This is a genomic window from Methyloferula stellata AR4 (genome assembly GCF_000385335.1).
Classification (GTDB): Bacteria; Pseudomonadota; Alphaproteobacteria; order Rhizobiales; family Beijerinckiaceae; genus Methyloferula; species Methyloferula stellata.
This window is the reverse complement of sequence record NZ_ARWA01000001.1, coordinates 3,806,439-3,820,564: the sequence shown is the minus strand read 5'-3', so window position 1 is coordinate 3,820,564 and position 14,126 is coordinate 3,806,439. Positions and strand designations below refer to the sequence as shown.

Sequence of the window (14,126 nt, the reverse complement as noted above, 5' to 3'; positions counted from 1 at the left end):
TGAAGGAAAACGGATGAGAGTTTTGTCGATCGCGGCGACTGGCATGGCTGCCCAGCAGTTGAATGTCGAGGTCATTGCCAATAACATCGCCAATATAAACACCACCGGTTTCAAGCGCGCGCGCGCTGAATTCACGGATCTCATTTATCAGGCCGAGCGCCTTCAAGGCGTCTCCAGCCGAGGCCAGGATAATACGGTGCCAGAAGGCGCGCAGCTCGGTCTTGGTGTCCGCACTGCCTCCATTCGCAACCTGATGACTCAAGGGTCGTTGACGACGACAGGCAATCAGCTCGACCTTGCGCTCAACGGCCGCGGCTGGTTTCAGGTGACGGGCCCGAATGGCGATACGCTCTATACCCGCGCCGGATCCTTCAATACGAATGCGACGGGTCAAATCGTGACCGGCGACGGTTATCTCTTGCAGCCGACCATGCTCATTCCGACCAATGCGGTGAGTGTGTCGGTGAACCAATCCGGCCAGGTTGCGGTGACTTTAAGCGGTCAGACCCAGCCGCAGCAGCTAGGTCAATTGACGATAGCGAATTTCCCTAATGAAGCGGGTCTCAATCCCTTAGGCGGCAATCTTTATCAGCAGACGGAAGCATCCGGCACGCCGGTGGCGGGCGTTCCCGGCGATCCCGGTTTTGCGACGGTCAGCCAAGGCTATCTGGAAGCCTCGAATGTCGACCCGGTCAAGGAAATTACCGATCTGATCGCGGCTCAACGCGCCTATGAAATGAATTCCAAGGTCATCACGGCTGCGGACGAAATGGAAAGCACCGTGTCGAAAAACATGGGGTCGTGATGCTGATCGCGGTTTTCAGGCGCGCTGTCCTTTGTCTGGTCATGGCAGGCTTTGCGTCGCTCGAGGCGCAGGTGGTGGCGGCAGACGAGTTTCTTTTGCCGGTGCCGAACGTGACGATTTATCCGAACGATATCATTCGCGAAAGCTGGATCGTCGAGCACGATTTTTCCACGAGTCCGTTCCCGCCCAAGGGCGGTGTCATCGACTCGCGTGCCGCGCTTGTCGGCAAAATCGCTCGGCGTACTTTGCTGCCGGGCATGCCCATCCCAGTCACTGCCATAGGCGAGCCCCGGCTCGTCATAAATGGAGAAAGGGTGCGCGTCGTTTACAGCGAAGCCGGCTTGACCATTACGACCTATGGGTCGGCTCTCCAGGCTGGCGGAGCCGGCGATGTCGTTTCGGTTCGCAATCTCGATAGCGGCCTGACCATTTCGGGTGTCGTGCAGCCTGATGGATCAGTTAGCGTGAGCGGCGGCTGATGTTCCGTTTTTTTCTTGTGTTCTCTCTATGCCTTGCTGGGTTCGGCGCCGATGCCGCGGTGAGGATCAAGGATATTTCCCAACTCGAGGGCGTGCGCGACAATCAGTTGCTCGGCTACGGCCTTGTGGTCGGCCTGCAAAGCACAGGCGACACGCTGCGCAATTCGACGTTCACGGAACAATCGATCCAATCCATGTTGGACCGCATGGGGATCAACGTACGTGGGACGTCTCTCAGGACGCGCAACGTGGCGGCCGTCATCGTGACGGCGGATCTGCCGCCTTACGTGAGTGCCGGTTCGAGGATCGATGTCACGGTCTCGTCGATGGGCGATGCAACATCGCTTCTCGGCGGCACCTTGCTTATGACCTCTCTGAACGGTCTTGATGGACAGACTTACGCCGTCGCACAAGGTTCGCTTGCCGTCACCGGCTTCGCTGCGACCGGACAGGCGGAAAGCGTTACGCAAAATGTGCCGACCACCGGACGCATTCCGAATGGGGCTTTGATCGAGCGCGAGGTGCCTGGAACATTGCAGGACATCGCCAAACTGACGCTCGATCTGAAAAATCCGGATTTCAACACGGCCGTCCGGATCGCCGATGCGATCAATGGCTATTCGGTCGAACATTACGGAATGCGCGTTGCACGCGAACAGGATCAGAAATCGGTCGCGTTGGAAAAGCCACCGCATGTCACAACGGCGCGTTTCATGGCCGAAATCGGGGATCTCACGGTTCAAGCCGATTCGCCGGCCCGTGTCGTCATGGATTCGCGCAGCGGCACGATCGTGATCGGTCAGGACGTGCAAATTTCAACGGTCGCCGTCACGCATGGAAACCTGACCGTGCGGATTACCGAAACCCCTGTCGTCTCTCAGCCGGCACCGTTCTCGCGAGGAAAAACCGTCGTCGTGCCGCGGACGGATATCGAGGCGTCGCAACAGGGTGGTCCAGTGGTGATCTTGAATGGGACGAGCCTGCGGATTCTGGTCGCAGGGCTCAACCGGATCGGATTGAAACCATCGGGAATTATCTCGATCCTGCAGGCGATCAAAACCTCGGGCGCGTTGCAGGCTGATCTCGTCGTTCAATAATCGGTCCGCGCGCCGCGTCAGCCCAGCCCGGCGCAAGCTTATTTTGCAACGTTCCGCAATGCGTTTTCAGCATTGCGGCCAGGCAGAAACTTCAAATCACTGTCCGCTTTGTTCCATGCGCTTTGAAGCGGATTAAGTGAAGTCGATATGAACCTGGCTCAATTTCATTCGACGCTGTTTGGGATCCTGCTGGCGCTGGCTGCGATGGGTTTCGGCAATGCCGGGCTTTGTCTTGAGCCAAAGAAAGCCGAGCAGGCTTTGAAGCCACCCGAGCCGAAAAATCTCGCGTTGCCATCTTCAATCGATAGCAAGTCCCCAATGACGGATATCCAACGGTTCTGTTCGAACAATGCTGCGACGGCCGGCGATGCGCGAGCGGCGTGGCAGGCAGCGAAGCTCATCGAACTTGAAGAGCAGGTCAAGCAACGCATCGCAGAACTCGAAGCCAAGCGCGCCGAATATGAGCAATGGCTGAAAAAGCGCGAAGAGGTCATGAAGAAGGCCGAAGACGGTGTTGTGGCGATCTATTCGCGCATGCGCCCCGAAGCGGCCGCCTTGCAGCTTTCGGCCATGGACGACGATATGGCAGCGACTTTATTGACGAAGCTGCCGCCGCGGACGGCGAGTGCCATTCTCAACGAGATCGAACCTGGCCGTGCGGCCCGCCTGACGAATACGATGGCGGGTGTCACGGCGCAGGACGGAAAGAAGTCTTAGATGCGATATCTCTTGTCTATCTTCCTTGCCATTTCGCTCGGGGGATGTGCAGGCGATATCCGGGAAATCGGAACAGAGCCGAAAATGACGCCTGTCGGCACGGGGCTTGCGGTCGATATGCAGCCGACGGCCAGCGCACTTTTCGTTGCGAGTCCGAAACACAAATCAGCATCCATATGGGACGGCAACAAGTCCAATATTTTCAGCGATCCGCGCGCCACGCAAATCGGCGATGTCGTGACCATCAATATTGCGATCAACGACAGCGCTACTTTCGGCAATGCCACGGACCGCTCTTTGGACTCGGTCATCAACACGGGCTTCGACTGGAAGTTGCAGCAGAACAATACGCAGAGCGAGTTCAAGCCGACTGTCACCTCCGAATCGCTGTCGTCGACGAAGGGCCAGGGAAATATCGACCGGTCTGAAAAGATCCAATTGTCGGTCGCGGCGGTTGTGTCCGACGTCTTGCCTAATGGCAATTTGGTCGTCAGCGGGTCGCAGGAAGTGCGCGTGAACTTCGAGCTCAGGCTTTTGAATGTCGCGGGCATTATCCGGCCGCGCGATATCTCGCGCAACAATACGATCTCCTATGACAAGGTCGCGGAGGCCCGCATCTCCTATGGCGGCCGTGGGCGGATCATGGAGGTTCAACAACCGGCTCTGTTGCAGCAGATCTACGATCGTTTGAAACCCTTTTAGAGCGGGACGAGGGCTCCGGCATCATGGCTTCGGATGAGGCGAGCGTAACGGGATCTGCTGCCACCGGGAAAATGACGGTGACGGTTTGGTTTGCCATGATGGTCGCCTTGACGCTTGTCGCCGGCGGCCTCGGGGCGGCGTTCGGCCTTTATCTGACGTCGCAGGCGAAGGAAATGCTGGGTCCGGTTGCCAAGGAGGTCGCCGAGGTTCCGAATCCAGCCCGCATCGAGAATACGAATATGCGCGATCTGCCGCCGATCGTGACCAATATAGGCCAGACTTCGGACACGTGGGTCAGGTTGCAGGCAGCGATCGTTTTTGATCCGGCATCGGTCGAAAAGCCGGATGTGATGGCGGCGGAAATTTCGGCGGATATTTTGGGCTTTCTGCAGACTCTATCGATTCTGCAACTTAGCGGCCCAAGCGGCTTGCAGCATCTTCGAGAGGATTTGAACGACCGCGCGATCGTGAGATCGGATGGCCGCGTGCGTGAACTCGTGATCGAAAGCCTTGTGGTGCAATGAAGGCTTGGATCATCGCCTTGGTTCTAATCCTCGCCGGTGCGACCGGCGTGGCGGCTCAAACACCCGATCTCAATAGCTTGCTTCCGGCGGGTGGAGGTACGGCGGCCGGGCGGATCATCCAGCTCGTCGCGCTGCTCACGGTTTTGTCAGTGGCGCCGGGCCTCCTCGTCATGGTGACGAGTTTTACGCGTTTCGTCGTTGCATTGTCGTTTTTGCGCTCTGGCCTTGGCCTGCAAAGCACGCCGGCCAATCTCGTCCTGATCAGTCTGTCTTTATTCATGACATTCTTTGTCATGGCGCCGACCTTCGATGCGGCGTGGCAAAACGGCGTCAGGCCATTGATGGAGAATACACTCACCGAACAGGAGGCATTTCCGAAAATCGTCGAGCCGTTTCGCGAGTTCATGCTGAGTCAGGTGCGCGACAAGGATCTGAAGCTTTTCGAAGACCTCGCCAAAGATTCGCTCAAACCGGCGGACCGGACCGTCGTCGATCTTCGGATTCTGATTCCGGCCTTCATGATCTCAGAATTGCGGCGCGGCTTCGAGATGGGCTTTCTGATCGCGCTCCCGTTTCTAGTCATCGACATGATCGTATCGACTTTAACCATGTCGATGGGCATGATGATGCTGCCGCCGTCAGTCATTTCGCTGCCCGTTAAGATTTTATTCTTCATATTGATTGACGGTTGGAACATGTTGATTGGGAGTCTCGTGAGGTCTTACTCTTAAAAGCTTGCGTTAATACCGCGGTAAATCTTTCGGGCTAAGGTCGCGATACGTCAGATTAGACCGCCATCCGTCTAAAGGCATCATGCCGCTCTGCCGTACCGGCGAAAATCCGGTATGTCCCCCGTATTTTTCAGTCAACCTTAGGGACATACGCTATGTCGAGCAGCATACTCGTTAACGCGTCAGCTTTGACAGCCCTTCAGGCGCTTAGTCAGACGCAACAAAATCTGCAGACCACGGAAAGCCAGGTTTCCACCGGTCTGAAAATTTCGACGGCCGCGGATAACGCCGCTTATTGGTCAATCGGAACCAAGATGTCCTCGCAAAATTCCGCTTTGGGCGCGGTCTCCGACGCGCTCAACGAAAGCGGCTCCTTGCTGTCGACCATGACCACGGCGCTGAACAGCACCCTCTCGATCATGACCAAGATCCAGAACGATCTGATCTCGGCCGAGCAGCCCGGCGCCGACTCGTCGTCGATCCAAACCGATATCCAGTCGCAGCAGCAGGCGCTGTTGAGCATTGGCAACGCGGCGAACTTCAACGGCCAGAACTTCCTCAATACGTCGACGCCGGGAACGGTCGGGCTCGTCGCCTCCTATGACCCGACGAACGGTGTTTCGACCATCAACATCGACACGACCAAAACCCAGCTTTTCAACGGTACGCTGGCGGCTGGTGGCGGCATTCTGGATACCGCCGGAACGGCTTCCGGTGTTTCGATTCTGTCGCTCAACATCTCCGGCGTGACCTCCGGTGCCATTCAAAGCATGTTGACGGATCTTCAGACGGCGGTCAGCTCGATCACCACGGCCTCTTCGACGCTGGGCGCCACCACGACCAACATCACCAACCAGCAGACCTTCGTCACCGCGCTTTCGAATTCTTTGACGAATGGCGTTGCCTCGCTGGTCGATGCTGACATGAACCAGGCATCGACGAAGCTTTCGGCTCTCCAGGTCCAGCAGCAGCTCGGTATTCAGGCGCTCAGCATCGCCAACAGCAATACCCAGCTCATCCTGAAGCTCTTCCAGTAAGGCAAGAGATCCTTCTCACCGGCCGCGCTTTCTGAAGGGGCGCGGCCGGTCTTTGTCTAAAATGCTCAAGCAAATTTTTCCGCGTGCCGGTCATTGCTGGCTAAGATTTTGTTTTTCGTATTGATTGACGGTTTGGGACAGGCTTGTCGGTAGTCGGCCGCGTCCAGCTTCCTGAAGGCTTGCGTTAACGGCCCGGCCGCCGGCGTTAACGTTTTGGTAAGTCTTTCGCGTTATGGTTAACGCACGTCAGATTAGACTGCTAATCCGTCTAAAGGCATTAAGCCGCTCTGCCGTACCGGCGAAAATCCGGTATGTCCCCGCACTTTTCGGTCAACTTTAGGGACATACACTATGTCGAGCAGCATTCTCGTTAACGCATCGGCTTTGACGGCACTCCAAGCTCTCAATATGACGCAGCAAAATCTGCAGACCACGGAAAGCCAGGTTTCCACCGGTCTGAAAATTTCGACGGCCGCGGATAATGCCGCTTATTGGTCGATCGGGACGAAGATGTCGTCGCAGAATTCGGCCTTGGGCGCAGTCTCCGACGCGCTTAACGAAAGCGGCTCCTTGCTGTCGACCATGACCACGGCGCTGAACAGCACCCTGTCGATCATGACCAAGATCCAGAACGATCTGATCAGTGCGGAGCAGCCCGGCGCCGATCAGGCGTCGATCCAAACCGATATCCAGTCGCAGCAGCAGGCGCTGTTGAGCATCGGCAACGCGGCGAACTTCAACGGCCAGAACTTCCTTAATACGACCACCCCTGGAACGGTCGGGCTCGTCGCCTCCTATGACCCGGCAAACGGCGTTTCGACCATCAATATCGACACGACCACAACCCAGCTTTTCAACGGTACGCTGGCGATCGGCGGCGGCATTCTGGATAGCGCCGGAACGGCTTCCGGCGTTTCGATTCTCACGCTCAACATCAACGGCGTGACCTCCGGCGCCATTCAAAACATGTTGACGGATCTTCAGACGGCGGTCAGCTCGATCACCACGGCCTCTTCGACGCTGGGCGCCACCACGACCAACATCACCAACCAGCAGACCTTCGTCACCGCGCTTTCGAATTCTTTGACGAATGGCGTTGCCTCGCTGGTCGATGCCGACATGAACCAGGCCTCGACACGGCTTTCGGCTCTCCAGGTCCAGCAGCAACTCGGTATTCAGGCGCTCAGCATCGCCAACACCAATACCCAGCTTATCCTGAAGCTCTTCCAGTAAGGCAGGATGCTCTTTTCACTGGCCGCGCTTTCTGAAGGGGCGCGGCCGGTCTTTTCTGCAATGCTCACGCAAGCTTTCTAGCCCAGATTGCCACTTTGAAGTGGCGTGACAGAGGCTAGGAAATGACCGGGCGAGAACATGCGGAACGGCTTTGGGCCAATCTGCTTAATCTCGGGCCACGACGGCTGATCGCTTTGGCGATTGTAGGCGTGACCGTTTTCGCGGTGACGGGGCTTGCTGGCTATTACATGAGCCGCCCGGCGCTCGAGGTTCTTTACTCGGGATTGGACCGGCAGGACGTCACCCGGATCGCCTCCGCTTTGAAGGAGGCCAATATTCCCTTCGACGTCAATTCCGAGAGCAATACGGTCCTTGTCCGCTATGGCGAAACCGCCCAGGCGCGCATGTTGCTGGCCGAAAAAAGCCTGCCGACCAGTCCGAGCGCCGGAAACGAACTCTACGACAAGCTCGGATCGCTCGGCTTGACGTCCTTCATGCAGGAAGTGACGCGCGTGCGCGCGCTTGAGGGCGAACTCGCGCGCACCATCCAATTGATGCGGGGGATCAAGGCCGCTCGCGTTCATATCGTCATGCCCGATCAAGGCTCATTCCGCCGGACCCAGCAGCCGCCCTCCGCTTCCGTCGTCATCCGCACCGAATCGGCCGATGACAGCACCTCGGCCAAGGCGATCCGCCATCTCGTCGCGGCGGCGGTGCCTGGCCTCGCGCTTGAAGGCGTCACCGTCCTCAACACAGACGGCATTCTCTTGGCGTCCGGAGCCGATCTTGCCGACTCCGCACCAAGCGGGACGCTCAGCCTCGAAAAAACCGTCTCGCAGGAAATCGCCGACAATATCCGCAAGACCTTGATGCCCTATTTCGGGCTTCGCAACTTTCAGATCAGCGTCGCGGCCCGGCTGAATACGGATAAGAAACAGACCAGCGAAACGATCTTCGATCCGGAATCGCGGGTCGAGCGATCGGTGCGCGTCGTCAAGCAGAATCAGACGTCGCAAAATTCCAGCAGTCAGCCGCCGACGACGGTCGGCACCAATCTTCCGCAGGAAAACACCCGCTCGGACGACGGCAAGCAATCCAACGAAGAGAACCAGAAGCGGGAAGAAGTCACCAATTACGAGGTGTCGTCGAAAACCATCAGCACGACCAGCAACGGCTACACGATCGATAATCTTTCGATTGCCGTGCTGGTTAACCGCGCAAGCCTCATAGCCGCGCTCGGCGAAAAAGTAACACCCGAAGCGATCGACCGGCAGCTCGGCGAAATCGAGCAAGTGATCGCGTCCTCCGCCGGCGTCCGCAAGGAACGCGGCGACAGGGTTAAGGTGTCCGCCGTCGATTTCGTCGACGGCGGCCACGATCTTGAGCCTGTTCCGCCGCCCTCCTGGTCCGAGCTTTTGTTGCGGCAGGCTGGCAACATGACCAATGCCGCGACCGTTCTCATCGTTGCCTTGCTGCTGACGTGGTTTGGGCTGCGTCCGGCGGCCAAAGCGATTTTGGCGCCGCCGCAGGTTGCAACAAATCTCGCCTTGCCGAATGCGGCGGGTGTCCCGGGCGCCGTGGCTTTGCCGCCGGGCGCTGGCCAGGAGGCGATCGGCGCCGACGAGATGGCGCAACTCGAAGGCGAAGAAGAACCCAATCTGATCGAAGACCTGACGGCCAGCAGCCGTCGCTCGCCGCAAAAGCGGCTTGAACAGATTGTCGAATTTAACGAGGTACAGGCGGCAACCATTCTGAAATTGTGGATCCACCAGGGTGAGCAGGCATGATCGCTCATCCCGTCGCCCGCTATCTCGTCCAATTCGGGCTTGAGGAAGAGGCCGCGCCCGCGGAGGCGTTCGACGGCATTTTACAGCCTCTGGCTTCGAGAATCGAAGAACCGGAGGAGAACCGTGAAGCATTGCTCGAAGCTGCGCGGGAAGAAGGGCGGGCCGAGGGCCGGGCCGCCGCGCAAGCCTTTTTTGAGACGATCCTCGCCAATCAAAAGCGCGATTACGAAAAACGCCTTGGCGAAGAGCGCAATTCATGGACGGGCGAAGAAGGTGCCAAATTGAGCCTTTCTTTGACGAATGCCGTCGCGCAATTCGAAGAACGGCTTGCCGAATGCGTCGACGCGGTTTTGCGGCCGTTCCTGATCGAATCCTTGCGCCGTCAGATGATCGACGAACTCGTCAGCGATATCGGCGTGCTTTTGGCGAGCGACGAAAATCCGGTCATTGAAATATCCGGCGCGGCCGATCTGCTTGCGGCGTTGCAAGCGAGGCTTTCGTCGACGCTGGCTGCCATCGATTACAAGCCGAATGATTCAATCGATGTCCGGATCGTCGCACATAATACGATCATCGAGTCGCAATTGCGCGCATGGGTCGAGCGTTTCGATCCATCAAAGGAGTAAGACCGTATGGCAAATGAGCCGCATCCGGAGCTGGTCATCATCAGGCGCCATGGTGGCCATGAAGATGACCATCACGGCGGTGCTTGGAAAATCGCCTTTGCCGATTTCATGACTGCGATGATGGCGCTTTTTCTGGTTCTTTGGCTCATCAGCGCGACGAATCCGAAACAGCGTGTCGTGATCTCGCGCTATTTCAATCCCGTCAAACTGGCCGAGGCAACCAGCAATAAAAAAGGTTTGAACGATCCCGACGACAGCGGCGGGCCGTCCAAGGCGCCGCCGAAAAGCGAGAAAGAGAAAAAGCTTGAACTGCCGCCGGCGCCCGACAAGCGGAGCCTGTACGATCTTGGTGCCACGCCCAAGCACGATGAAGCCGCTCTATTTCGCGATCCTTATGCCGTCTTGTCCGAAATCGCGGGACATTCGGACCAGGGCACAAAAGGACAGGCGTCGGGAAATGGCGACGGCGAGTCAAAGGTGACGGCCGAGACCACCGATGGTTTTCGCGATCCGTTCACGACCATTCCGCAAGAAGAGGCCCAGCGCACGGCGTCAAATCAAAATGCCGCCGCAAGCATTCAAGCGCCTGACGCGTCCGAAGATATGAAAGCAGCGGCTTTGGACGCAACGGCCGGCGCGCCGGGACCAGACAGCCGCCAATCGGCTCTTACCGCTCCCGCGAATCCCTCCGTCGAATCAGAAGCGCCCCCAAAAGCGCCAAACGCGCCGCAAGCCGTGAATCCCCCTTCGCCTCCTTCGCCCTCATCGCCTCCTCAAGCGGCGATGAAGGAAAAAGCACCCTTGCCGTCAAAAGATGCCTCGAAAACGCAGAGCCAGACTCACGCCGGAGCGGATCAGCCGCTGTCCCAACAGGCCGCGGCCGAGGCGCGCGCCCAACTGGCCGCCGCCGATACGCATGCCAACGAGGCCGAGACAGGCAAACTGCAGAGCGAAATCGTCGCCGCCTTGCATAAGGATTCTGCCTCGCAGACGGCGCCGAACGTCGAGGTCAAAAGTACCTCCGAGGGTGTTCTCATCAGTCTGACCGATGAGGCCAATTACGCGATGTTCGCGGTCGGCTCGGCAGAGCCGCAGAAGAAGACCATCGAGGTGATGGAGAAACTCGCGCGATTGCTGCAAAGCCATCCGGGCATGATCATCATTCGCGGACATACGGACGGCCGGCCCTACAAGTCGGGGACTTACGACAACTGGCAGCTTTCCGCGGCGCGGGCGCAAATGGCGCATTACATGCTGGTGCGTGGCGGCCTGGACGAGAAGCGGATCGAACGGATCGAAGGCTACGCGGATCATCGATTGAAAATAGCGAATAATCCGTTGGCTGCCGAGAATCGGCGCATTGAGATTCTGGTGCGAAAGGACAAGCCGTGATCAGATCAGGCGCGATAGGATTTGCGCTTTGCCTCCTGATGCCAGGGCTTGCCTTGGCGGCGGAGGCTGAACAAGCCGTGACCGAGCCTCCGACGGACATCAGGCCTCCGGCCTTGGCAAAAGCTCCGGCGCCGACCAAGTCCCCCTTTGAAATTGTCCGTTCCCTGGATGCGCTCCAGGATGAGGTCGTAACGGGCAATCTCGCCGCGCAAAATGCGTTGCCGCACGTCATCGCGCAAATGGGCGACCGGCTTTTTGCCGCTGACCCGCAGAATTGGCGGCAGGCGAAGAACGCGAGAGCGGTCGTATCCTATACGCTCAGCGGCGGTCAGGTGCGCGTCATTCGCAAGGTTCTCAAAATCGGAAACAGCCCAGAGCTCGAAAAGAAATTGATGGAAGGCTCGCTTGCCTACGTCGAGGGACACGAAGCAAAGGCGCGGCAAATCTTGATGGATGTCGATGCGAGATCATTGCCGCCGACGGTTGCCGGACATGTGGCACTCGTTCAAGCTTCGCTGATCAGCCATGACGATCCGAATAAAGGCAACGAGCTTCTCGATCTGGCCCGCGTCTTGGCGCCGGGTACATTGGTCGAAGAGACGGCGTTGCGCCGGGAAATCTTCAACCTGGGCGAAGGTACGGAGCTCAATAAATTCGTGCTTCTATCGAGCCAATATTTGCGGCGGTTTCGCAATTCCGTCTATGCCGACAATTTCAGGCAACGGTTTTCCGCCACTGTCACCCGTCTCGGCCTGATCAGCGAGCCGGAACAATTCTCCAAGATCGTAAAGCCGATAGGCGATCTTGAAGCCGATGATCAGCTTCGCCTCTATATGCTGCTTGCGCAGGCGGCCATCCTCAATGGAAATGCTCCCGTCGCGCGCCTTTCCGCCGAAAAGGCGATGGCCGTCACTAAAGAGGGCAGTCCGGATGAGATGCGCGCGAAGCTTTATGACGCCGCGGCGCTGATCTTGACTAATAACTACGATCAGGGATTGGCCAAGCTCAAAGAGCTCGATGGTTCGACATTGTCGAAACGGGATACCGAACTGAAAGCCGCGATCCTTTCGATCGCGAAGCAAATCCGGGAGTGGCCGGATATGTCGGCCGACCCCGACGATGCGGAGCCGAACCCGAACCCGCAAGCCCCTGGGCGCGACGGAACGGCGACAGCCGCGGCAGGACCAGTGATCGATCTCGCGCAGAAGGCGATTTCCGACGCGGACCGGCTTCTCAAGGAGCACGCACATTGACCAGAATCAGCAGTGCGCAGGCCAGTCCCAGTCCATTGCTCGACCAAATCGGTTCGCAAGCCGGTGCGGCGAAGGATAATGGAGACACGGCGGCTTTCGATTCCCATCTCGCGCGTTTTAGTCAGGACGCGAACGGCGAGCCCGCTGCCAAAGACGCCAATTCCATGCCTTCCTCGTCCGCATCGAACGATCAGTCTGCGCCTGGAAAAGACCAGTCCAATTCCGTTTCAGCCTTGTTCGCGGCGCTGACCGGAGATGCGCAAGGAAAAGCGGGTCCAGCGAGCTCGTCCAAGGATAATGGAAGCAAAACAGGTTTCGATTCTCAGCTCGCGCGCTTGAACGCGGATATGAACGGTCAACAGACGGCCGAAAGTTCAGATGCGGCATCGTCGGCGATCGAGACCGGCGCTCAATCTGGAAGAGAGTCGTCCACCGCCGTTTCGACGCTGTTTGCGACTCTGGCCGGCAATACACAGAGCAATGAGGCCGAGACCTCGGCGCTCGCAGCAAAGCAGACGTCAGAGGCCGCGGCAAATTCCGGGGCCGGTTCCAATTCGGGCATGGGTCATAAGGGTCAGGTCGGCGCTTCGGTGCCGCAGACTTCGATCGCCTTTGCCAATGATACGGCGGCGGACATGGCGTTGGCGCAAATGCAAGGCAAGACGCCAGGCGGTGTCTTGCCCAGAGCCAATGTGCAATCGCCGGTGCAAGCGAAACCGGCTTCCCGGAGTTCGGATGCGCCCGCCATAGCGGACACGACTCAACCGGCGAATGCGTCTTTGGACCCTGCCTCGGCAGCCGCGGCCATGATGGCAATGCCGCTGAGCGCTCAAAATACGGTGGCAACGCAAACCTCGGGCAAGCTTGCCGGGGCGGCCGGGTCCGGATCGAACGTCCTGCAATCCCCAGCGCCACTCTCGAACGGCTCTCCGGCTCGGGCTGCTCATTCGTTTACGGCGCCTGCGGGCGGCGTTCAATCGCAGCAGGATTCTCTGCCGTCCGCAACGCAAACAGACGCGTTTAACCTGTCGACGGATTCGTCCGAAGGCGACGGAGCATCTTCGCAGACCATCAAGATGAAGATATCTTCGATCGAGGCGCAAACCCATCTCGCGCCGGTTCAACATCTCTCCCCAACGGTGCAAATTGCCGACTTTATCGCCTCGGCGGCGGGGACTGCGGCAGCTCCTTTAGCCAGCGCGGATTCGCCCGGCAGCGCGCCTGCCGCGGCGAGCAGCCAGAGCCCGGATGCGGGCGCCGTTGCGACATCGCAGCCATCGACGTCCATGATCAAGACACTCACCTTGTCGCTTGAGCCGGATTCGCTTGGCACCGTGACGGTCACCATGCGGCTTGCCGATTCCGGCCTCGATCTTCAGCTCGAAGCTGCGAAGTCCGAAACCACATCTTTGATCGAAAAGGACAAAGGCAGCCTATCGGACAGGCTCCAAACGCTCGGCTATTCGGTCGATTCCCTTGTGGTGAAGACCGCCGCAATGCAAGGGGCCCAGCAAGATCCTTCAAATGGTCAGTCAACAATGGGGCAGGGCCAGCAACAAGCCGGCAGTGATGCTTCGGCTTCCGGCCTGTCTCAGAACGGGGGCCGCAATGGCAATGATCAGTCTCCAACACAAAGGGGTCGTGAGACCGCGGCTGGTCTCAATCGGGAGAGCGGCTCCGATTCTTCTGGCACTCGGACTGTCGGCGACGGCGTTTACGTCTAAGGCCGCGCAGCAGGCGAGC

General features: G+C 58.4%; 14 protein-coding genes. All 14 read left to right on the top strand.

What is annotated here, in order from left to right; all coding sequences use genetic code 11:
* Positions 1-13 precede the first annotated feature (13 nt).
* The 14 genes from flgG (at position 14) to fliK (ending at position 14,107) form a co-directional block, all read left to right on the top strand.
* Entirely contained in the window at positions 14-805 is a 792-nt protein-coding gene (flgG, locus tag A3OQ_RS0118875) for a flagellar basal-body rod protein FlgG (protein ID WP_026596015.1), read from the top strand.
* Positions 805-1,284: a flagellar basal body P-ring formation chaperone FlgA gene (gene flgA, locus A3OQ_RS0118870; RefSeq protein ID WP_020177000.1), complete on the top strand. Its 480-nt coding sequence runs from the start codon at positions 805-807 to the stop codon at positions 1,282-1,284. The genes flgG and flgA overlap by 1 nt, the downstream gene beginning before the upstream one ends.
* Positions 1,284-2,381, top strand: a complete 1,098-nt coding sequence (gene flgI, locus A3OQ_RS0118865; RefSeq protein WP_020176999.1) for a flagellar basal body P-ring protein FlgI — start codon at positions 1,284-1,286, stop codon at positions 2,379-2,381. The genes flgA and flgI overlap by 1 nt, the downstream gene beginning before the upstream one ends.
* A gap of 147 nt (positions 2,382-2,528) precedes the next feature.
* Positions 2,529-3,098 (top strand): MotE family protein, encoded by a 570-nt coding sequence (locus tag A3OQ_RS23035; RefSeq protein ID WP_020176998.1) that lies wholly within the window; start codon positions 2,529-2,531, stop codon positions 3,096-3,098.
* A complete protein-coding gene (flgH, locus tag A3OQ_RS0118855) occupies positions 3,099-3,800 on the top strand; it encodes a flagellar basal body L-ring protein FlgH (protein WP_020176997.1) in 702 nt (233 codons plus the stop codon). It abuts the gene before it with no gap.
* Between the two features lie 23 nt (positions 3,801-3,823).
* Positions 3,824-4,324, top strand: a complete 501-nt coding sequence (locus A3OQ_RS0118850) for a flagellar basal body-associated FliL family protein (RefSeq protein ID WP_020176996.1) — start codon at positions 3,824-3,826, stop codon at positions 4,322-4,324.
* Entirely contained in the window at positions 4,321-5,055 is a 735-nt protein-coding gene (fliP, locus tag A3OQ_RS0118845) for a flagellar type III secretion system pore protein FliP (RefSeq protein WP_020176995.1), read from the top strand. The genes A3OQ_RS0118850 and fliP overlap by 4 nt, the downstream gene beginning before the upstream one ends.
* A 155-nt stretch (positions 5,056-5,210) precedes the next feature.
* Entirely contained in the window at positions 5,211-6,092 is an 882-nt protein-coding gene (locus A3OQ_RS0118840; RefSeq protein WP_040580211.1) for a flagellin N-terminal helical domain-containing protein, read from the top strand.
* Positions 6,093-6,443: 351 nt separating this feature from the next.
* Entirely contained in the window at positions 6,444-7,325 is an 882-nt protein-coding gene (locus A3OQ_RS0118835) for a flagellin N-terminal helical domain-containing protein (protein ID WP_020176993.1), read from the top strand.
* A gap of 122 nt (positions 7,326-7,447) precedes the next feature.
* A complete protein-coding gene (gene fliF, locus A3OQ_RS0118830; RefSeq protein ID WP_020176992.1) occupies positions 7,448-9,112 on the top strand; it encodes a flagellar basal-body MS-ring/collar protein FliF in 1,665 nt (554 codons plus the stop codon).
* A complete protein-coding gene (locus A3OQ_RS0118825; RefSeq protein WP_020176991.1) occupies positions 9,109-9,738 on the top strand; it encodes a hypothetical protein in 630 nt (209 codons plus the stop codon). The genes fliF and A3OQ_RS0118825 overlap by 4 nt, the downstream gene beginning before the upstream one ends.
* Positions 9,739-9,744: 6 nt before the next feature.
* Positions 9,745-11,130, top strand: coding sequence for a MotB family protein (locus A3OQ_RS0118820; protein ID WP_020176990.1), 1,386 nt, complete (start codon positions 9,745-9,747; stop codon positions 11,128-11,130).
* On the top strand, positions 11,127-12,383 hold the full coding sequence (locus A3OQ_RS23030) for a hypothetical protein (protein WP_020176989.1): 1,257 nt from the start codon (positions 11,127-11,129) through the stop codon (positions 12,381-12,383). The genes A3OQ_RS0118820 and A3OQ_RS23030 overlap by 4 nt, the downstream gene beginning before the upstream one ends.
* The gene (gene fliK, locus A3OQ_RS0118810) at positions 12,380-14,107 is read left to right on the top strand and encodes a flagellar hook-length control protein FliK (protein WP_152428528.1); all 1,728 of its coding nucleotides are present in this window, start codon (positions 12,380-12,382) and stop codon (positions 14,105-14,107) included. The genes A3OQ_RS23030 and fliK overlap by 4 nt, the downstream gene beginning before the upstream one ends.
* The last annotated feature ends 19 nt before the right edge of the window (positions 14,108-14,126 follow it).